Source organism: Caulobacter sp. HJHS_5, assembly GCF_056683955.1.
In genome coordinates, this window is record NZ_JBWZNC010000001.1 from 343,793 (window position 1) to 361,929 (window position 18,137).

Sequence of the window (18,137 nt, forward strand, 5' to 3'; positions counted from 1 at the left end):
CGTGATCCTCGGCATCGGCGCCGACATCAGCGACATCCGGCGCATCCGCCAGAGCCTGGAGCGGCACGGCGAGCGGTTCGAGGACCGCTGCTTTACCGCCATAGAGCAGGCGCGCGCGCACCGCCGGGGCGACCCGGCCGACACCTACGCCAAGCGTTTCGCCGCCAAGGAGGCCTGCGCCAAGGCGCTGGGCACCGGCATCCGCCGCGGAGTCTTCTGGCGTGACATGGGGGTGGTGAACCTGCCGAGCGGCCAGCCGACCATGGCGCTGACCGGCGGCGCGGCCGAGCGTCTGAGCGAGATCACCCCGCCGGGCATGGTCGCCCGCATCCACCTCACGCTCAGCGACGAGGTCCCTTACGCCCAGGCGTTCGTGGTGATCGAGGCCGTTCCGGCCGAGTAGGGCTTTACGGCCGCCCCCGCAGCCCCTAGCCAACGCAGGGTTGTCAGGAAGAGGAAAGCCGCATGGCGTCCGGTCTGGTCGCGTTGCTCGACGACGTGGCGGGTATCGTCAAGATCACGGCGGCGTCGCTGGACGATGTCGGAGCCGCCGCCGGCAAGGCGGGCTCCAAGGCCGTGGGCGTCGTCGTCGACGACACGGCGGTGACCCCTGGCTACGCCATGGGCTTCACGCCCGATCGCGAGCTGCCGATCGTCTGGAAGATCGCGCTGGGCTCCCTGCGCAACAAGTTCTTTTTCCTGCTGCCGGGCGCGTTGCTGCTCAGCGCCTTCGCGCCCTGGGCGTTGACGCCGGTGCTGATGATCGGCGGCGCCTATCTCAGCTTCGAAGCGGCCGAGAAGATCATCGAGATCTTCGCCCACCACGAGGATGTCGAAACTACCTCCGACCTCGCCCTCAGCTCCACCGAGCTCGAAAAGCAGAAGGTGGACGGCGCCATCCGGACCGACCTGATCCTGTCCGCCGAGATCATGGCCATCGCCCTGGGCGAAATCTCCGACATGCCGTTGACCATGCAAGCGGCAGCCTTGGCCTTGGTCGGCCTGTTGATCACCATCGGCGTCTATGGCGTCGTCGCCTTCATCGTGAAGATGGACGATATCGGTCTGCATCTGTCCCAGCGCAGGAACGCCGGCAGTCGAGCGCTCGGGCGCGGCCTGGTGAAGGCCATGCCGGCAGTGCTCAGCACGCTCGCCAGCGTCGGCACGGCCGCCATGCTGTGGGTCGGCGGCGGCATCATCGTCCACGGCCTGCATGAGTTTCATTTCACCCCGATCCCCGACTGGGTCGAGGGCTTCCAGCATCTGGCGGCGCAAATCCCGGGCGTCGGAGCGGTCGCCGGCTGGCTGGCCTACGCCGCCGGCTCGGCCGTGGTCGGTCTGGTGGTGGGGAGCGTCATCGCCGGCCTGCTGCACCTTTTCCCCAGGAAAAAGGCCCACTAGGCGGAACATTGTCCCTCCGTCGCGACTCTGCATAGCGTGACCGTGTGGGGGGCGGTCCGGCGCGCTTGCTTGCAGCTGGGACGTCCGCCTCCAAGAACGAGAGGGAGAGCGACGTGAAGACCGAATGGACGATCGCGGCCATCGCCGCCGCCAGCCTGCTCGCCGTAGCCTGCGGCCAGAAGGATGAAGCGACTTCGAAGAACGAGGCCCAGGCCCCGCCGGCCGCCGCTACGGCGGCGCCGAACGCCGCCGACACCATCAAGGCCCGCCAAACCAACCTCAAGAAGCTCGGCGGCGCCCTGAAGGCGATGACCGACGAGTCGAAGAAGGGCAACGCCGATCTGGCGGTGTTCAAGACCCAGGCCCCGATCATCGCCGGCCTCGCGCCGCAACTGCATGACTGGTTCCCGGCCGGCACCGGGGCGGAAGCCGGGGTGAAGACAGCCGCCAAGCCGGAGATCTGGGCCCAGCCCGACGTCTTCAAGCAGCGCGCCGACGCCTTCGCCGCCGCCGCCGCCAAGTTCTCGACCACCGTCGACGGCGGCGATCTCGCCGCCATCAAGGCCGGCGTGCCCGTTCTCGGCGGCGCCTGCCGCGAGTGCCACCAGACCTTCCGTCAACGGGACGAATCCTGATGGCGTCGGCGCCGCCGCCCGGCGAAGGGGCGGCGGCCCTCGCCAGGGTGTGGGACGTTCCAGTGCGCGTCGTCCACTGGACGATGGTGTTCCTGTTCGCCTTCTCCTGGTGGTCGGTCGAAAACCACGAGATGGACTGGCACAGGCTTTCGGGCCTGACCCTGCTCGGCCTCCTGGTGTTCCGCATCCTCTGGGGCTTCTTCGGCGGCTCGACGGCGCGCTTCTCCAGCTTCGTGCGCGGTCCGGGCGCGGTGATCCGCTACGCCCGCGCCCTGGTCGGCAAGGGCGAGGGCGAGGCCTATCACGGGCACAACCCGCTGGGCGGGCTCAGCGTCATGGCGATGCTGCTGCTGCTGGTCGCCCAGGTCAGCTTCGGCCTCTTCGCCGTCGACGTGGACGGGCTGGAGTCGGGCCCGCTCTCGACCTACGTCAGCTTCGAGACCGGCCGCGCCGCCGCCAAGGTGCATGAGACGACCTTCGACCTGCTGTTGATCGTCATCGGCCTGCATGTGGTCGCCGTGTTCAGCTACCTGATCTTCAAGCGCGAAAACCTGATCGGGGCGATGTTCACCGGCCGTCGCCGCGGGATGGCCGATCCACTGCGCGGCGCGCCGATCTGGGTGTTCGTGCTCATCGCGGCCATCGCGGCCGCCGTCGCCTGGTGGCTGTCCAAGGGCGCCAGCCCGCCGTTCGGGGGGTAGGGGTCGGCGACGTAACCTTCTGGAAGGTGAGCGTTGCGTTTCGTTGCTAGATCAGATCAGACGAGGCTGCTGAGGTGCTGGGAAATTGCCTCGAAGGACGCGTTCGACTAACTGCGAGAACAAGGCGGTGTCCAAAAAGTAGTTCGGATAGGCTCGTTTCAGTGCGTTGATGTCGGCGACCGAAACCAAAACGACTTGATTTCGAGAATTATCGGGAATTTGGCTCTCTAGCTCGGTGTACACACGGTTAGCTTCAGCGGACTCTTTGGCTTTGTAGCGTCTTACGGTGACGCGGTTCTCATCGGGGTCCAACTGCACGATAAAGTACTTCGCATCTTTGGCTGACCCGAGAGTGTCGAGGGTTGTATTGTAGGCACGGAGCATGTCGCGGGCTCGCAGCCGTTGTGCAAGGTCAGCGAGTTCAGCGACCAGTTCGGCTTTGTCTACCGGCGTATCGGGTACCGGCGGGCTATGCTCGATTGCCGCGATGGCGGCGCTCATGAGGGCGAAGAACCTTAGCCAATCTTCGTCACCCTGATTGGACTTCAGCGCTTGACGCGTGAAAATCCCTACCGCCTCCACAGCAGTGGCCCAAGCGTGTTGCTGTTGGGTGCGAATTTGAATTTCAACTCGAAGGCCGTTGTAGGCTTCGGTCGCTACCGTCCCGACATACTCGTATATTAGGTGCACTGACCTGTAGCCATCGGGCTTCGGGAAAGCGATGTAATCCTTCTCGTTCCGAAATTTATGGTCGAACCTGCCCTCGCGATACACTGATGCAAGCTCATAAACTTGCTTCAATCTACCAAAGACGGCTCTGCACCCGGCGATATCTTGCATCTGGGTCATGCGCATCGTCGGGCGCGCTACAAGTTTGCGATGGATCGAGTCCAAGCGCTTCGCCCGCTGGGCGATGATAACCGTTGGCGCTACTTTGCGAGCCCGATGGCGCAGTGTGATTTGGAAGGTATTCAAGGGGTAGGCATGAGCTGCCCGCCAATTGTTGAGCACGGCTAGTGCGTGTAGACCTTCGGCGCTCACCACGGGAAATTCCATCCCCCCGAGGGACCGGCCGGCGGCATTTACCTGTTCCGGCTCAAACTCAGGTACAGCCCACGCCAAGTCGAATCTCCGTGTCTGACCGCTCACTTCGATCACAAGGCCATGACCGCGGCAAATGTCCGGCGAGATAGGCAGGAGCAGCATCTTCGTCTTAGCGCTGCTGTGCGGCCGGTCAGCTTCGATATCCGTGACGGATCCAGGATCATCCGACGGCCTGCGCCCGGCCGGCTCCGGCGACTGGACGGTCGAGCTCGGCGCGCTGGAGGCGCCGCTCTCGCGCCGCTACCCTCAGGCGCTCGACCGATTGAAGCTGCTCTAGCTTGGCCGCCTCATCCGCGCCCCAATGAGCGCATACGCCCGTGGCGCTTGCCGATGCCCCGGGGGGCGTCTAGCTAGGCGTTTCTGCAAGCTTCCCACGGATTGTTCATGACCGACGCCGCCGACACGAAGCCGACCGAGGAGTCCGGCGCGGTCAAGGAACTGATCGAGATCGTCAAGACGGTCGGCTACGCGCTGCTGATCGCCCTGGTGCTGCGGGTTCTGCTGTTCCAGCCCTTCACCATCCCGTCCGCCTCGATGGTGCCGACGCTGCTGGAAGGCGATTACATCATCGTTTCCAAGTTCTCGTACGGCTACAGCCGTCATTCGATCCCGTTCAGCCCGCCGCTGTTCAGCGGCCGCATCCTCGGCGGTCAGCCCAAGCGGGGCGACATCGTGGTGTTCAAGCTGCCGCGCGACGGGCACACCGACTACATCAAGCGCCTGATCGGGCTGCCGGGCGACCGCGTGCAGGTGATCGGCGGCGTGGTCTACATCAACGGCAAGATGATCCCGCGCACGCCGCTGGCGCCCGAGATGGAGCAGTCGGACTATGGCTTCACCCGCGAGGTGGAGCGCTACAGCGAGACCATGGACAACGGCCGCACCTACGTCACCGGCGACTACGGCCCCGACGGCGAGGTGGACAACACCGGCGTCTACATCGTGCCGGAGGGCAACTACTTCTTCATGGGCGACAACCGCGACAACTCCCTGGACAGCCGCTTCCCGACCGCCGTCGGCGTCGGCATGGTCCCGGCCGAAAACCTGGTCGGCAAGGCGGAGATCATCCTGCTGTCGTGGAACAAGGAAGCCTCGCTGTTCAAGCCCTGGACCTGGGTGACCGAGGCGCGGTTCAATCGCTTCTTCCATCTCCTGAAGTGATGGTTGTGATCGGGCTGGGCCGATGAACGCCAGATCGAACGCGGTCCACACGCTCGAAGCGCGGATCGGCTATCGCTTCAAGGATCGCGAGCTGCTGGAGCGGGCCCTGACCCACGCCAGCACCGGCGAGGGCGCGCGCAAGACGGCCAACAACGAAGTGCTGGAGTTCGTGGGCGACCGCGTGCTCGGGCTGCTGGTGGCCGAGGCCCTGGCGCGTCGCTATCCTGACGCCAGCGAAGGCCGGCTGGCCCCGATCTACAACGGTCTCGTCAGCCGCGAGACCTGCGCGCGCGTGGCCCGTGGGATCGACCTCGGTTCGGCTCTGCGGATGAGCGGTTCGGCGACCAAGATGGGCGCGCGCGACCGCACATCGGTGCTGGCCGGGGCCTGCGAGGCCCTGATCGCCGCCGTCTATCGCGACAGCGACCTGGAGACGACGCGCGGCGTCTTCACCGCGCTCTGGCGCGAGGCGTTCGCCGAAGACAACCCCACGCGCGGCCGCGACGCCAAGAGCGCCCTGCAGGAATGGGCCCAGGCGGCGCACCGCACCCTGCCGGTCTACAGCGTGGTCGACCGCAGCGGACCGGACCACGCCCCGACCTTCACCGTCGAGGTGATCGTCGACAGCCTGCCGCCCCAGGCGGCCAAGGGCGCCTCGCGGCAGGAGGCCGAGAAGGCCGCCGCCCAGGCCCTGCTTATCCGTGAAGGACTTTGGTCATGAGCCGCGCAGGCTTCGTCGCCGTGATCGGCGCGCCCAACGCGGGCAAATCGACCCTGGTGAACCGGCTGGTCGGCTCCAAGGTCTCGATCGTCACCCAGAAGGTGCAGACGACGCGGTTCCCGGTGCGCGGTGTGGCCATCGAGGGCGACGCCCAGATCGTGCTGGTCGACACCCCCGGCATCTTCACGCCGCGCCGCCGGCTCGACCGCGCCATGGTCCGGTCCGCCTGGGCGGGCTCGGAAGACGCCGACGCCGTCGTCCACCTCGTCGACGTGCACTCGGAGCTGGCCGTCGAGGACGGCACGGGCAAGGCGGCCGACCGCCGCTCGGCCGACGACGTGCAGATGATCGTCGAAGGCCTCAAGGCCGCCGGCAAACAGGTGATCCTGGCGCTCAATAAGATCGACGGCGTCAAGCGAGAGCGCCTGCTGGCGGCCGCCAAGAGCCTGTTCGACACCGGCGTCTATTCGGAAGCCTTCATGATTTCGGCCGCCCAGGGCGACGGGGTGCTCGACTTGAAGGCCAGGCTCGCCGGCCTGATGCCCGAGGGCGAGTGGCTCTATCCCGAAGACCAGGCCGCCGACATGCCGGTGCGCCTGCTCGCCGCCGAGATCACCCGCGAGAAGGTCTATCTGCGCGTCCACGAGGAGCTGCCGTACTCGGCCAATGTCGAGACCACCGCCTTCGAGGAACGGCCCGACGGCTCGGCGCGCATCGAACAGACCATCTTCGTCGAACGCGAGAGCCAGCGGCCCATCGTGCTCGGAAAGGGCGGCCAGACGGTGAAGTGGATCGGCGAGGCGTCGCGCACCGAGCTCTGCGACATCCTCGACCGCAAGGTGCACCTGTTCCTCACGGTGAAGGTGCGCGAAACCTGGGCCGACGAGCGCTCGACCTACGAAGGGCTCGGCCTCGACTTCGATGCCTGACCCCGCGCCCGAGCCCGACCGTCCGGACCTCGACGCCTATTTCGAGCGTATCGGCTACAGCGGCTCGACCAGCCCGACGCTCGACGTGCTCGCCGCCCTGCAGCGGCTGCATCCGGCCGCCATACCGTTCGAGGCGATCGACGCCTTCCTCGGGCGGCCGATCGACATTTCTCCGGCGGCGGTGGAGCGCAAGCTGATCGCCGACAGGCGTGGCGGCTACTGCTACGAGCAGAACGGCCTGTTCAAGCGCGTGCTGACCGCACTCGGCTATCAGGTCATCGGCCTGATCGGCCGCGTGCAGTGGCAAGCGGCGGACGATGCGCCCGAGCGGCCTCGCACGCACATGGCGCTCAAAATCCGGGTGCGGGGCAACGACTGGCTGGCCGACGTGGGCTTTGGCGGCTCGACGCTGACCGCGCCGGTGCTGTGGATGCCGGAAACCCCGCAGACCACGCCGCACGGGACCTATCGCCTGGTCGCCAAAGGCCCGGAAACCGTGCTGCAGCAGGAGGTGGAGGGCGAGTGGAAGCGGGTCTACACCCTCTCGCCCGACCCGCAGCTGGATGTCGACTACCTGCCCGCCAACTGGTGGAGCAGCGCCAACCCCGAGAGCCGCTTCCGCAAGAACCTGATCGCGACGCGGTCGCCGGAGGGGGTGCGGCTCAACCTGCTCAACAACCGATTGACGGTGCGGCCGGTCGACGGCGAACCGGTGCGTCGCCTGCTCGATGTCGATGGGCTGGAGCGCTGCCTCGCCGAAGATTTCCTCCTGCCGGTCGATCCCGACTGGCGGCCGGCCTTGGCCCGGGCGGTCGAAATCGGCGAGCAAGCCTGATGGAGTGGGAGGACGAAGCCTACGTCCTCGCGGCCCGCGCCCATGGCGAGACCGGCGCCATCGTCGACCTCCTGACCGAAACCCACGGCCGGTTCGCCGCCCACATCGCCGGCGGCGCGTCGCGACGCATGAAGCCGCTGCTGCAGCCGGGGTCGCGCGTCATCGCCCGCTACCGCGCGCGGATTTCCGAGCAGCTCGGCGCGGCGACGCTGGAGCCGATGGGGCAGGGGGTCGGGGTTCTGTTCGACGATCCGCTCGCCCTGGCCGGCCTCGCCGCCGCCGCCGCCGTGGTCGCCCAGGCCCTGCCGGAGCGCGAGCCGCACCCCGGGGCCTTCCACGCCCTCGAAGCCCTGATCGCCGCGCTCGAGCACCCGTCGGTCTGGCCCGCGGTCTACGTCCGCTTCGAAGCCGGCTTGCTCGACGACCTCGGCTTCGGCCTCGACCTGTCGAAATGCGCCGCCACCGGATCGCTCGACGATCTCGTCTGGGTCAGCCCGCGCACCGGCCGGGCGGTCAGCCGCCTCGCCGGCGAGCCCTACCGCGACCGCCTGCTGCCGCTGCCGCCGTTTATGCTCTCGGCCCAGGGCGGCCTGAGCTCGGGCGACGTCGGCGCCGGTCTGAACCTCACCGGGCATTTCCTGGAAGGCTTCGTGTTCGGCCCACTGAACAGGCCGCTCCCGCCGGCCCGCGCCTGGCTTCTGGACCGGTTGCGCGAATCGAGCCGGCTCTGACGGCCGGCGGTTGCCGCTGTCAAAAACCTCGGGTTAGAGTCCGGGCCGATGAGTTTGCTCGAGTCCGACCTTGCCCTGTTGCAGACGGCCGCCTTGTTCGATCTCTCCACGGCGGAGGGGCGTAAGGAGTCGGTGACCCGCCTGCGATCGCTGTTCTATCGATTGCATCAGGTGCTTCGGCCGCGCTCGACGCTGGAGATCGGCGCCAAGGAAGCGACCTTCTCGCGCACCATTCGGAAGCTCCTGCCCGAGACGCGCGCCGTCGCCTTCGAGGCCAACCCTTTCGTCTTTCGGAAGCAGAAGAAATACTCCGATCCGAAGCGGGAAGGCGTCGAGTACCGCAATCTCGCCGTCGCCGACGTGACCGGAACCACCACATTCTTCGTCCAGACCCGCCGCGGCGACCGCCCCGTGAAGCCGACGCTCGGCTCCAACTCCCTGATGCCGCGCGCCGGAGAGGTGGAGACCATGGAGGTGGAGGTCCCGGCGACGCGGATCGACGACCACATCCGGAATGAAAAGATCAAATCCCCGATGACCGCCTGGATCGATGTCGAGGGCGCGGTCGGCATCGTGCTGCCCGGCATGCAATCGGCGATGGCGAATTTTCTGATGATCCTCGTCGAGGTCGAGGAGCGTCCGTTCTGGGAAGGCCAGTGGCTGTGGCCGCAGGTGCAGGCCTTCATGTTCGAGAACGGCTTCACCGCCGTGGCGCGCGATTTCGAGTACGACAGTCAGAACAATGTGCTGTTCTCCGCAACGACGTGCTGCTGCGCCCGGAGGTTCGCCTGGAACTGGCCCACTTCTACGCCGGCGTCCGCCCGCCGGACGTCGAGGTGAAGGTGCTGACCCACCTGGAGCAGGAAGCCCTGGCTCTCGGTCCCGAGGCCTTCGCCGAGAAAATGGCCGCCCAGGCCGCCAGGCTGGAAGCCAAGGAGGCCGCCAGGACGGCGGCTCGCGCGGCGAAACCGGCCGAAGCGAACCCCGGCGCTTCCTGAGGGCGCTCCGAGCCGTCATCATCGACGGCTTGAGAGATTGTTGATTCTGCCATGACCACACACGTTCCCCCACCGTCGCCCGAAGACGGCCGCATCATCGACGAGCCGCTGATGGAGGCGCTTTCGCGCCGCTATCTGGCCTACGCCCTGTCGACCATCGGCTCCCGCGCCCTGCCGGACGTGCGCGACGGCCTGAAGCCGGTGCACCGCCGCGTGCTCTACGCGATGAACAACATGCGGCTGAATCCCGACGCCGCCGCCCGCAAGTGCGCCAAGGTGGTCGGGGAGGTGATGGGTAACTTCCACCCGCACGGCGACCAGTCGATCTACGACGCCCTGGTGCGCCTGGCCCAGGAGTTCGCCCAGCGCATTCCGCTGGTCGAAGGGCAGGGCAACTTCGGCAACATCGACGGCGATAACGCCGCGGCCATGCGCTACACCGAGTGCAGGATGACCTCGGCGGCCATGCTGCTGCTCGACGGCATCGACGAGGACGCGGTCGACTTCCGCCCCACCTACGACGGCCAGGATGAAGAGCCGGTCGTACTGCCGGGCGGCTTCCCGAACCTGCTGGCCAACGGCTCCAGCGGCATCGCCGTCGGCATGGCCACCTCGATCCCGCCGCACAATCCGATCGAGTTGATCGACGCCTGCCATGTGCTGCTGAAGGATCCGAACGCCACGACGGCCGACCTCGTGGCCCTGGTGAAGGGACCGGACTTCCCGACCGGCGGCGTCATCGTCGAACCGGCCGCCAGCCTTCTGGAGACCTACGAAACCGGCCGCGGCGGCGTTCGCCTGCGAGCCCGCTGGACCCGAGAGGACACCGGCCGGGGAACCTACCAGATCGTCGTCACTGAGATTCCGTATCAGGTGAAGAAGGCCGAGCTGGTCGAGCAGCTGGCCGACCTGATCGAGAGCAAGAAGGCCATCCTGCTGGGCGACGTGCGCGACGAGTCCGCCGAGGACGTTCGCCTGGTGCTCGAACCGAAGAGCCGCAACATCGAGCCCGAAGTGCTGATGGAGAGCCTGTTCAAGCTCTCCGACCTCGAGACGCGCTTCTCGGTGAACATGAACGTGCTGGACGCGCGCGGCACGCCCGGCGTGATGGGCCTGAAGCCGGCCCTGCAGGCCTTCCTGGATCACCGACGCGAGGTGATCGTCCGCCGCGCCCGGCACCGTCTCGGCAAGATCGAGGCGCGGCTGCACATCCTGGACGGCCTGCTGATCGCCTACCTCAACCTCGACGAGGTGATCCGCATCGTCCGCTACGAGGAAGAGCCGAAGCAGAAGCTGATCGCCGCCTTCGACCTTTCGGACATCCAGGCCGACGCCATCCTCAACACCCGCCTGCGCCAGTTGGCGCGGCTGGAGGAGATGGAGATCCGCCGCGAACACGCCGAACTGGCCGAGGAGCGCGACGGCATCGTCAAGATGCTGGGTTCGGACCGCCTGCAGTGGAAGCTGGTCGGCAATGGCCTGGACCAGGCCCGCGAGGCGCTCCTGAAAATGAAGGGCCTGCTGCCGCCCCATGTCTCGATCGGCGCCCGCCGCAGCGATTTCGCCGAAGCCCCGGTCATCGACGCCGACGCCGCGGTCGAGGCCATGGTTCCGCGCGAGCCGATCACCGTCATTCTTTCCGAGAAGGGCTGGATCCGCGCCGCCAAGGGCCGCGTCGACGATCCTTCGGAGCTGAAGTTCAAGGAGGGCGACAAGCTCGGTTTCCTGGTCCCGGCGGAGACGACGGACAAGCTGCTGATCTTCGCCTCCGACGGCCGGTTCTTCACCATCGGCTGCGACCGCCTGCCGGGCGCGCGCGGCCATGGCGAGCCCTTGCGCCTGATGATCGAGCTCGACGATCGGGTGAAGATCGTCGACGTCTTCCCGCACAAGGCCGGGGCCAAGCGCATGATCGCGTCGAAGGAAGGCTACGGCTTCATCCTGCCGGAGGACGAGGCCCTGGCGAACCGCAAGGCGGGCAAGCAGGTGCTGAACGGCGAGGCCCTGATCAGCCTGCCGGCCAACGGCGACCAGGCAGCTGTCATCGGCGACAACGGCAAGCTGCTGATCTTCCCGCTTTCCGAGCTGCCCGAGATGCCGCGCGGCAAGGGCGTCAAGCTGCAGAGCTACAAGGAAGGCGGGCTGCGCGACGCCGCGATCTTCCCCTCCGCCGACGGGATGACGACGGTCGACGCCTCGGGCCGCACCCGGGCCTGGCCGGAGTGGAAGGAATGGATCGGCCGCCGCGCGGCGTCGGGCCGCCTGGCGCCCAAGGGCTTCCCGGCCACCAAGCGCTTCCGTCCGCGTTGATAGCGTTCGGCTGACGTCAGGAACGGGCTCCGCTATGCTGAACTTCGGGGGCGTAGAGGGTTTCATGAGCCGAAGGGTGTGGCGGCCGCTCGTGCGGCTGGCGGCCGGAGTACTGGGATTGGCGGTCGCCGGCGGGGCGCTCGCCCAGCCGCGCCTCGCGCCCGGCGCCGCCCCGACCTCGGCCGCCGACGCCGCGGCCGAGCAACTGGGCTTCGACGCGTCCAAGCTGACGACCCTGCGCCACTTCATGCAGAAGCAGGTCGACGACGGTCAGATCGCCGGGGCGGTGACCCTGCTTGCGCGTCACGGACGCATCGTCAGCGTCGATGCGTTCGGCCAGCGCGACCTCGTCGCGGGCGATCCGATGCAGCCCGACACCATCTTCCGCATCCGCTCCGAGACCAAGCCGATCACCGGCCTGGCCATGATGATCCTCTACGACGAGGGGCTTTGGGCGCTGGACGACCCGGTGACCAAGTTCATCCCCGAGTTCGAAAAGCTGCAGGTCGTCACCGGCCAGGACGCCGACGGCGCGCCGATCCTCGAACCGGTCAGCCGGCCGGCCACCATGCGCGAGCTGATGACCCATACGGCCGGCTTCGCCTACGGCCTGGCCGAAGACGGCCCGGCCGACACCGCCTATCTTCGCGCCGGCGTCCTGCAGTCGACCTCGATGCAGGAGATGATCGACCGCATCGCCGGCCTGCCGCTCTACGCCCAACCCGGCGTGCGCTGGCGCTACAGCGCGGCGACCGACATCCAGGGCGCCATCGTCGAACGCCTGAGTGGCATGAGCCTCGCCGACTTCATGCAGAGCCGCATCTTCGGCCCGCTCGGCATGGTCGACACCGGCTTCTACGTGCCGACCGACAAGCTCGGCCGCCTGGCCACCCTCTACGACATCGACCCGGCCACCAACCGCCTGGCGCCGGCGCCCGATCGCATCGACGACCTGACCAAGCCGCCCGGCATGGCCAGCGGCGGCGGCGGTCTCTACTCGACGGCGACCGACTACGCCCGCTTCGCCCAGATGATCCTCAACCGCGGCGAGCTCAACGGCGTGCGCCTGCTGAAGCCCGAGACCGTGGCGCTGATGGGGGAAAATCACCTGCCGCCCAGCTTCTCGGTGACCTCGAACGGCATTCGCCCGTCGCCGCTCGGAGAAGGCGTCGGCTTCGGCCTCGACTGGGCCGTGGTCACCGATCCCACGCTGTCGCATCAGCCGGTGGGGAAGGGCACGCTTTCCTGGGGCGGTTCATCGGGCACATGGTTCTGGATCGACCCTGTGCACGACCTGATCTTCATCGGCATGATCCAGCGCCTCGGCGGAACCGGGGGAGGACTGGACTGGACGACGCGGGTGCTTACGTATCAGGCTCTGACCGACCCGGCGAAATGACCGGAGCCCGGTTCTAGGGGGAAGCCATGAGCGGACTCGTCGTCCTTCTGATCGTCATCGCAGTCATCGTCGTCCTCGGCCTGATGGTCATGGGCGCCTACAATCGCCTGGTGCGGCTGCGGCAGTTCGCCAACCAGGCCTTCGCCGACATCGATGTGCAGCTGAAACAGCGCCACGACCTGATCCCCAATCTGGTCGAGACCGTGAAAGGCTACGCCACCCACGAGAAGGGCACGCTGGAGGCCGTCATGGCCGCTCGCAGCGCCGCGACCAGCGCCACCGGCGTGGAAGCCAAGGTCGGCGCCGAAAACATGCTGACCGGCGCCCTCGGTCGCCTGTTCGCCGTCGCCGAGGCCTATCCGGACCTCAAGGCCAACCAGAACTTCCTGGCCCTGCAGCGCGACCTTTCGGACATCGAGAACAAGCTGGCGGCCGCCCGCCGCTTCTTCAACAACGCCGTCAGCGAGTTCAACGCGGCGGTGCAGCAGTTCCCGGCCGTGCTGATCGCCGGGATGTTCGGCTTCAAGGAACGCGACTTCTTCGACCTCGGCGAGACCCGCGCCCAGGTCGAGCAGGCGCCCAGCGTGAAGTTCTGAGCTGCGCCCTCGTCCTTCGACAGGCTCAGGATGAGGGCTACTTTTGACGGCGGTTCAGTGAAATCCTCATCCTGAGCTTGTCGAAGGACGAGGATTTCAGGCTCCGTCTGAAAGGATCAAAGCCCATGGAGGCCGTCGGCCTTCAGACCCACATCTGGAACAACAACCTGCGCTCGGCCTTCCTGCTGGCCGGGTTCCCCGTGCTGCTGCTCGGCATGGTGTACTTCATCGTGCTCGGCATGATCGGGGCCGGCTATCTGCCGGCGCAGGGCGACGCGGTAGCGGCCTCGTTCGGCTACATGCTGGCCGCCGCGCCCCTGGCGATCGGCGTCTCGCTGGTGTGGTTCGCCATCGCCTACTTCGCCAATACCTCGATCATCGACGCCCTGACCGGTGCGCGGCCGGTGACGCGCAACGAGGAGCCCGAGCTCTACAACCTGCTCGAAAACCTCTGCATCTCGCGCGGCCTGCCGATGCCGGGGCTGCACATCATCGAGACCGACGCCCTGAACGCCTTCGCTAGCGGCGTGACCCAGAAGCAGTACGCCGTCACCGTCACCCGCGGCCTGATGCGGGCCCTGAACAAGGACGAGTTGGAGGCGGTGCTCGGCCATGAGCTGACCCACATCCTCAGCCGCGACGTGCGCACCATGGTCATCGCCTCGGTGTTCGCGGGCATCATCACCCTGCTGGCCCAGGTGATCTTCCGGGCGATTATGTGGGGCGGCGTCGGCCGCTCCAGCGGCCGTGACGAGAAGCGGGGCGGAAACGTCATCCTCGTCGTCATCGCCCTGGCCGTGGCCGCCGTGGGCTATGTGCTGGCCATCGTCATCCGCATGGCTCTTTCGCGCCAGCGCGAGTTCGTCGCCGACGCCGGGGCCGTGGCCCTGACTAAGAACCCCGACGCCATGATCTCGGCCCTGCAGAAGATCAGCGGCCGCTCTCAGCTAGAAGCGCCGGACAGCGTGCGCGGCATGTTCATCGAGAACGGCGGCGAGGGTGGCGCGAGAAGCGCCATGGGCCTGTTCGACACCCATCCGCCGATCGAAAAGCGCATCGCCGCCCTGGTGCAGTACGCCGGCGGTCAGGTCCGCGAACCGGCCTACGACGACCGCGCCTTCGAGCCCGCGGCGAGTTACGAGCCAGTGACTTATGAGCCGGAGCAGTCATCGCATGAAACCGGCGGTCCATGGGGGCAGCGCCGCCCTCGAGGGCCGTGGGGCTAATCGGCGCCTCCCCCGGGATCGATTCCGCCCCTTCTCCCCTTGCGGGAGAGGGTTCTCGGGTCGAATTCGGTCTGACCTAGGGCTCGCTCACTGTCGCCATCGTGGCCCGCTCGCGTGCGCTCAATAGCGCCCAGCCGCCCGGCTTCAGCACCTCCAGCGGCGAGAAGCGGGCCTTGTAGTCCATCTTCGGACTGCCCGGCACCCAGTAGCCCAGATAGACGTAGGGCAGGCCGGTCAGGCAGGCCTGGATCACATGATCGAGGATGATGAAGGCCCCGAGGCTGCGCCTGGTCATGTCGGGGTCGTAGAAGCTGTAGACCAGCGACAGGCCGTCGGCGAGCACATCGACCAGCACGCAGGCCACCAGGTCGCCGGGGCCCCGGTCCTTGGAGCCCAGCCGGTATTCGATGATGTGGGTGCGGACGGCCGTGTCCTCGACCATGGCCACGAAGTCCGGCCAGGTCATGTCGGCCATGCCGCCCTCGGCGTGTCGGGCGAGCAGGTAGCGACGCAGCAGCTCGAACTGCTCCATGGTCGCTTCGCTCTCGACGAGGTGGCGTTCCAGGTCTTCGTTGCGGCTCAGGATGCGGCGCTCCGAGCGCGAGAAGATGTATTCGCCGGCCGGCAGTCGGGCCGACATGCAGGCGCGGCAGCTTTCGCAGGCCGGGCGATAGGCGATGTTCTGAGAACGGCGGAACCCCACCTGGGTCAGGCTGTCGTTGACGGCCGCGCCCTCGGTCAGCGGCAGGTGCGCGAAGACCTTCCGCTCCTCCCGGCCCGGCAGATAGGGGCAGGGCGTCGGGGCGGTGAGGAAGAACCGAAGCTGTCGCTGCGGCAGATAGTGCGTCACGTCGCCGAACGGCCTTTCGGGCAGGGGTGAGCGACGATTAGGGCCGATGTCGAAGCGCTTCGCAAGGGTCGCGCTTCCGCTCATCGTCAGAGGCCTTCGTCCGGCGGCAACACGGGCTTTTCGTGCAGCAGCACCAGGGCGATGCGGCGATTGCCGGCCAGGGTCGGATCGTCCGGATAGAGCGGATCGGAATTGGCCTTGCCGGCCACCTGATAGACGCGGTCGTTGTCGATGCCGGCGCCCTGCAGGATCTGTCGGGCGACATCGGCGCGCTGCGCGCTCAGCGCCCAGTCGCCTTCGCTCTTGACGCCCTGGGTCGCGCTGGTGTGCCCGCTGATGGTGATGCGGTTGGGCAGCTGATTGACCACGCGCGCGACGGCGCGCAGCAGCAGGCGGGCGCGATCGTTCGGCTGGGCCGAGCCCTCCTTGAACATCGAACGACCATCCTGGTCGACCAGCTGGATGCGCAGCCCCTCGGGGGTCTGGTCGATCAGCAACTGCTTCGACAGCTCGGCCAGCTCCGGCATGTCCTGCAGCGCCTGGCGCAGGGACTGGGCGGCCGACTGGAAGCTCTGTTGTTCCTTTTTCGACAGGGCGTTGCGCAACTCGTCTTCGCTGGCCCCGGCGAGGGTGTCCTGGGAGGCGGAGTTTTCGTGAGTCGGGCTCTCGGGCGACAGGTTCTCGACCACCGACATGCTGCCGGCGGCCATGGCGCCGTCCTCGCCGAGGGCCGTGCCGCCGAGGATGCCGCCGGAGCCCGATTGAGTCGCCGAGACGCTGGCGGGCGCAAAATAATCGGCGATGCCGCGCTTCTGTTCCGGGCTGGTGGTATTGATCAGCCACATCAGCAGGAAGAAGGCCATCATGGCGGTCACGAAATCGGCGTAGGCGACTTTCCACGCGCCGCCGTGGTGGCCGCCGCCGACCACCTTCTTGACCTTCTTGATGACGATCGGCTGACCGCCGACGGATGCCATATGGCTAACCCCACTTAACCCTGGGTCTGCAAGGTGGTCGGTGGTCGTTAAGATGGAGTTGCCGGGCTTGATTCCGGACGGGAGAATTTCATGAAAGTCGCTTTCATCGGCCTGGGTGTCATGGGTTATCCGATGGCGGGCCACCTGGCCGCGGCCGGCCACGAGGTCGCCGTCTATAACCGCACCGCCGAGAAGGCCGAGCGTTGGGCGAAGCAGCATGGCGGCAAGGCCTCGCCCACGGCTGCGGGAGCCGCCGAGGGCGCCGAGCTCGTCGCCCTTTGCGTCGGCAACGACGACGACGTCCGCGCCGTCGTCACCGAGATTCTATCCGCCGTGGCGGCGGGCGGGATCATCGTCGATCACACGACCACCAGCGCCAAGGTCGCCCGCGAGATGGCCGAGCTGGCGGCGGGGCAGGGCAAGTTCTTCATCGACGCCCCGGTCAGCGGCGGCCAGGCCGGCGCCGAGAAGGGACAGCTCAGCGTCATGGCCGGCGGCGACGAAGCCGCCTACGCCCGGGCCGAGCCGGTGATCATGGCCTATTCCAAGGCCTCGCTGCGCATCGGAGAGAGCGGCGCCGGCCAGCTGACCAAGATGGTCAACCAGATCTGCATCGCCGGCGTGGTCCAGGGCCTCGCCGAGGCGGTGAACTTCACCAAGCACGCCGGTATCGACCCGGCCCTGGTGCTGCAGGCCGTCTCCAAGGGCGCGGCCCAGTCGTGGCAGATGGAGAACCGCTGGCCGACGATGATCGAGGGCAAGTTCGACTTCGGCTTCGCCGTCGACTGGATGCGCAAGGACCTGGGCATCGCCCTCGACGAGGCCGCCAGCAACGGCGCGCAACTGGAAATGACCAAGATCGTCGACGGTTACTACGCCGAGGTGCAGGAGCTGGGCGGGCGGCGTTGGGATACGTCGAGCCTGGCGGCGCGGTTGAAATAGGGGTGGGGCCGCCCCGCGTCCTTCGACACGCCGGCCGCGCCGGCTGCTCAGGATGACGACCTCAGTGGTTCTCGAGACCTGCGTCATGCTGAGCAGCGCCGAGAGGCGCGTGTCGAAGCACGCAAAGGCTGTCGGCGTCTGGACGCCGCCGCCAAACTCGACTTCAGTTCCCCCGCCGAACGATTCCGGCCCAACGAAAAACGAAACGCTTTAGGTGAGGACCATGGCGAACTACGACACCGGCGACATCGCCATCACGGCCCTGACCATCTCGGGCAACATCCTGATCAAGTTGCGCGACAAGGGCCTGCTGACCCCGGAGGAGGTCAACGAGATTCTGCGGGGCGCCAGCGCCGACATTCACCCAGCTCGCCAGGCGAACGTCGCGAAGCTGCTGGAAGAAGTCTTCCAGTTCAAATGATCTGGCGAGGAGCCTAGGTCAGATTCACACTGGCCCTCGAAAACTGTTCCTTCTCCCCTTGCGGGAGAAGGTGGCCCGCGCAGCGGGTCGGATGAGGGGTCTCGCAAACCTGACCGATTCACCCAGATGACTGCCTGATAGGGCGGTGCGACCCCTCATCCGTCGGCTTCGCCGACACCTTCTCCCGCAAGGGGAGAAGG

The 18,137-nt window shown here is 67.1% G+C and carries 20 protein-coding genes and 1 pseudogene; 18 read left to right on the forward strand and 3 right to left on the reverse strand.

Features of this window, described 5'->3' with window-relative positions; translation table 11 throughout:
• Window position 1: 1 nt before the first annotated feature.
• The 4 genes from acpS (at window position 2) to ACFLIT_RS01825 (ending at window position 2,737) form a co-directional block, all read left to right on the forward strand.
• Window positions 2-403 carry a holo-ACP synthase gene (acpS, locus tag ACFLIT_RS01810; RefSeq protein ID WP_479909464.1) on the forward strand — a complete coding sequence of 134 codons (402 nt, stop codon included), beginning with the start codon at window positions 2-4 and terminating at the stop codon, window positions 401-403.
• A 62-nt stretch (window positions 404-465) separates the two neighbouring features.
• The gene (locus tag ACFLIT_RS01815; RefSeq protein WP_479909465.1) at window positions 466-1,401 is read left to right on the forward strand and encodes a DUF808 domain-containing protein; all 936 of its coding nucleotides are present in this window, start codon (window positions 466-468) and stop codon (window positions 1,399-1,401) included.
• Between the two features lie 113 nt (window positions 1,402-1,514).
• A complete protein-coding gene (locus tag ACFLIT_RS01820) occupies window positions 1,515-2,036 on the forward strand; it encodes a c-type cytochrome (RefSeq protein ID WP_479909466.1) in 522 nt (173 codons plus the stop codon).
• Window positions 2,036-2,737 carry a cytochrome b/b6 domain-containing protein gene (locus ACFLIT_RS01825; RefSeq protein WP_479909467.1) on the forward strand — a complete coding sequence of 234 codons (702 nt, stop codon included), beginning with the start codon at window positions 2,036-2,038 and terminating at the stop codon, window positions 2,735-2,737. Before ACFLIT_RS01820 ends, ACFLIT_RS01825 begins: the two co-directional genes overlap by 1 nt.
• Window positions 2,738-2,788: 51 nt before the next feature.
• Here ACFLIT_RS01825 and ACFLIT_RS01830 read toward each other — a convergent pair whose 3' ends face one another.
• On the reverse strand, window positions 2,789-3,943 hold the full coding sequence (locus ACFLIT_RS01830; RefSeq protein ID WP_479909468.1) for a hypothetical protein: 1,155 nt from the start codon (window positions 3,941-3,943) through the stop codon (window positions 2,789-2,791).
• Between the two features lie 67 nt (window positions 3,944-4,010).
• On the opposite strand from ACFLIT_RS01830, the pseudogene ACFLIT_RS01835 reads away from it, so the two are divergent.
• From ACFLIT_RS01835 to ACFLIT_RS01890, 12 genes and pseudogenes are all read left to right on the forward strand, one after another.
• A pseudogene (locus tag ACFLIT_RS01835) lies at window positions 4,011-4,118 on the forward strand (DNA-binding response regulator); the annotation flags it as partial.
• A 107-nt stretch (window positions 4,119-4,225) separates the two neighbouring features.
• Window positions 4,226-5,002, forward strand: coding sequence for a signal peptidase I (lepB, locus tag ACFLIT_RS01840; protein ID WP_479909469.1), 777 nt, complete (start codon window positions 4,226-4,228; stop codon window positions 5,000-5,002).
• A 22-nt stretch (window positions 5,003-5,024) separates the two neighbouring features.
• On the forward strand, window positions 5,025-5,723 hold the full coding sequence (rnc, locus tag ACFLIT_RS01845) for a ribonuclease III (RefSeq protein WP_479909470.1): 699 nt from the start codon (window positions 5,025-5,027) through the stop codon (window positions 5,721-5,723).
• Entirely contained in the window at window positions 5,720-6,652 is a 933-nt protein-coding gene (gene era, locus ACFLIT_RS01850; RefSeq protein ID WP_479909471.1) for a GTPase Era, read from the forward strand. The genes rnc and era overlap by 4 nt, the downstream gene beginning before the upstream one ends.
• Window positions 6,645-7,487 carry an arylamine N-acetyltransferase family protein gene (locus ACFLIT_RS01855; RefSeq protein ID WP_479909472.1) on the forward strand — a complete coding sequence of 281 codons (843 nt, stop codon included), beginning with the start codon at window positions 6,645-6,647 and terminating at the stop codon, window positions 7,485-7,487. Before era ends, ACFLIT_RS01855 begins: the two co-directional genes overlap by 8 nt.
• Window positions 7,487-8,218: a DNA repair protein RecO gene (recO, locus tag ACFLIT_RS01860; RefSeq protein ID WP_479909473.1), complete on the forward strand. Its 732-nt coding sequence runs from the start codon at window positions 7,487-7,489 to the stop codon at window positions 8,216-8,218. The genes ACFLIT_RS01855 and recO overlap by 1 nt, the downstream gene beginning before the upstream one ends.
• A 48-nt stretch (window positions 8,219-8,266) precedes the next feature.
• The gene (locus tag ACFLIT_RS01865) at window positions 8,267-9,058 is read left to right on the forward strand and encodes an FkbM family methyltransferase (RefSeq protein WP_479909474.1); all 792 of its coding nucleotides are present in this window, start codon (window positions 8,267-8,269) and stop codon (window positions 9,056-9,058) included.
• Window positions 9,055-9,216 (forward strand): hypothetical protein, encoded by a 162-nt coding sequence (locus tag ACFLIT_RS01870; RefSeq protein WP_479909475.1) that lies wholly within the window; start codon window positions 9,055-9,057, stop codon window positions 9,214-9,216. The genes ACFLIT_RS01865 and ACFLIT_RS01870 overlap by 4 nt, the downstream gene beginning before the upstream one ends.
• Window positions 9,217-9,267: 51 nt before the next feature.
• Entirely contained in the window at window positions 9,268-11,526 is a 2,259-nt protein-coding gene (gene parC / locus ACFLIT_RS01875; protein WP_479909476.1) for a DNA topoisomerase IV subunit A, read from the forward strand.
• 64 nt (window positions 11,527-11,590) lie between these two features.
• Window positions 11,591-12,925, forward strand: coding sequence for a serine hydrolase domain-containing protein (locus ACFLIT_RS01880; protein WP_479909477.1), 1,335 nt, complete (start codon window positions 11,591-11,593; stop codon window positions 12,923-12,925).
• 26 nt (window positions 12,926-12,951) lie between these two features.
• A complete protein-coding gene (locus ACFLIT_RS01885) occupies window positions 12,952-13,521 on the forward strand; it encodes a LemA family protein (RefSeq protein WP_479909478.1) in 570 nt (189 codons plus the stop codon).
• A 125-nt stretch (window positions 13,522-13,646) separates the two neighbouring features.
• Complete coding sequence (locus ACFLIT_RS01890; RefSeq protein WP_479909479.1) at window positions 13,647-14,747, forward strand: M48 family metallopeptidase; 1,101 nt, start codon at window positions 13,647-13,649, stop codon at window positions 14,745-14,747.
• Window positions 14,748-14,823: 76 nt separating this feature from the next.
• Here the strand turns inward: ACFLIT_RS01890 and ACFLIT_RS01895 are convergent, their stop codons facing one another.
• Both ACFLIT_RS01895 and ACFLIT_RS01900 read right to left on the reverse strand, forming a co-directional pair.
• A complete protein-coding gene (locus tag ACFLIT_RS01895; protein WP_479909480.1) occupies window positions 14,824-15,681 on the reverse strand; it encodes an arginyltransferase in 858 nt (285 codons plus the stop codon).
• 2 nt (window positions 15,682-15,683) lie between these two features.
• Complete coding sequence (locus tag ACFLIT_RS01900; protein WP_479909481.1) at window positions 15,684-16,574, reverse strand: flagellar motor protein MotB; 891 nt, start codon at window positions 16,572-16,574, stop codon at window positions 15,684-15,686.
• A gap of 90 nt (window positions 16,575-16,664) precedes the next feature.
• On the opposite strand from ACFLIT_RS01900, the gene ACFLIT_RS01905 reads away from it, so the two are divergent.
• Both ACFLIT_RS01905 and ACFLIT_RS01910 read left to right on the forward strand, forming a co-directional pair.
• Window positions 16,665-17,516: an NAD(P)-dependent oxidoreductase gene (locus ACFLIT_RS01905; protein ID WP_479909482.1), complete on the forward strand. Its 852-nt coding sequence runs from the start codon at window positions 16,665-16,667 to the stop codon at window positions 17,514-17,516.
• 223 nt (window positions 17,517-17,739) lie between these two features.
• Window positions 17,740-17,937: a hypothetical protein gene (locus ACFLIT_RS01910; protein ID WP_479909483.1), complete on the forward strand. Its 198-nt coding sequence runs from the start codon at window positions 17,740-17,742 to the stop codon at window positions 17,935-17,937.
• Window positions 17,938-18,137: the final 200 nt, after the last annotated feature.

Coding starts and splice junctions, on each gene's coding strand:
- ACFLIT_RS01910 (WP_479909483.1), top strand. CDS start 17,740: ATGGCGAACTACGACACCGGCGACATCGCCATCACGGCCCTGACCATC.
- ACFLIT_RS01890 (WP_479909479.1), top strand. CDS start 13,647: ATGGAGGCCGTCGGCCTTCAGACCCACATCTGGAACAACAACCTGCGC.
- ACFLIT_RS01825 (WP_479909467.1), top strand. CDS start 2,036: ATGGCGTCGGCGCCGCCGCCCGGCGAAGGGGCGGCGGCCCTCGCCAGG.
- parC (WP_479909476.1), top strand. CDS start 9,268: ATGACCACACACGTTCCCCCACCGTCGCCCGAAGACGGCCGCATCATC.
- ACFLIT_RS01905 (WP_479909482.1), top strand. CDS start 16,665: ATGAAAGTCGCTTTCATCGGCCTGGGTGTCATGGGTTATCCGATGGCG.
- ACFLIT_RS01885 (WP_479909478.1), top strand. CDS start 12,952: ATGAGCGGACTCGTCGTCCTTCTGATCGTCATCGCAGTCATCGTCGTC.
- ACFLIT_RS01865 (WP_479909474.1), top strand. CDS start 8,267: ATGAGTTTGCTCGAGTCCGACCTTGCCCTGTTGCAGACGGCCGCCTTG.
- ACFLIT_RS01895 (WP_479909480.1), bottom strand. CDS start 15,681: ATGAGCGGAAGCGCGACCCTTGCGAAGCGCTTCGACATCGGCCCTAAT.
- ACFLIT_RS01880 (WP_479909477.1), top strand. CDS start 11,591: ATGAGCCGAAGGGTGTGGCGGCCGCTCGTGCGGCTGGCGGCCGGAGTA.
- era (WP_479909471.1), top strand. CDS start 5,720: ATGAGCCGCGCAGGCTTCGTCGCCGTGATCGGCGCGCCCAACGCGGGC.
- ACFLIT_RS01815 (WP_479909465.1), top strand. CDS start 466: ATGGCGTCCGGTCTGGTCGCGTTGCTCGACGACGTGGCGGGTATCGTC.
- recO (WP_479909473.1), top strand. CDS start 7,487: ATGGAGTGGGAGGACGAAGCCTACGTCCTCGCGGCCCGCGCCCATGGC.
- ACFLIT_RS01830 (WP_479909468.1), bottom strand. CDS start 3,943: ATGCTGCTCCTGCCTATCTCGCCGGACATTTGCCGCGGTCATGGCCTT.
- ACFLIT_RS01855 (WP_479909472.1), top strand. CDS start 6,645: ATGCCTGACCCCGCGCCCGAGCCCGACCGTCCGGACCTCGACGCCTAT.
- ACFLIT_RS01900 (WP_479909481.1), bottom strand. CDS start 16,574: ATGGCATCCGTCGGCGGTCAGCCGATCGTCATCAAGAAGGTCAAGAAG.
- lepB (WP_479909469.1), top strand. CDS start 4,226: ATGACCGACGCCGCCGACACGAAGCCGACCGAGGAGTCCGGCGCGGTC.
- rnc (WP_479909470.1), top strand. CDS start 5,025: ATGAACGCCAGATCGAACGCGGTCCACACGCTCGAAGCGCGGATCGGC.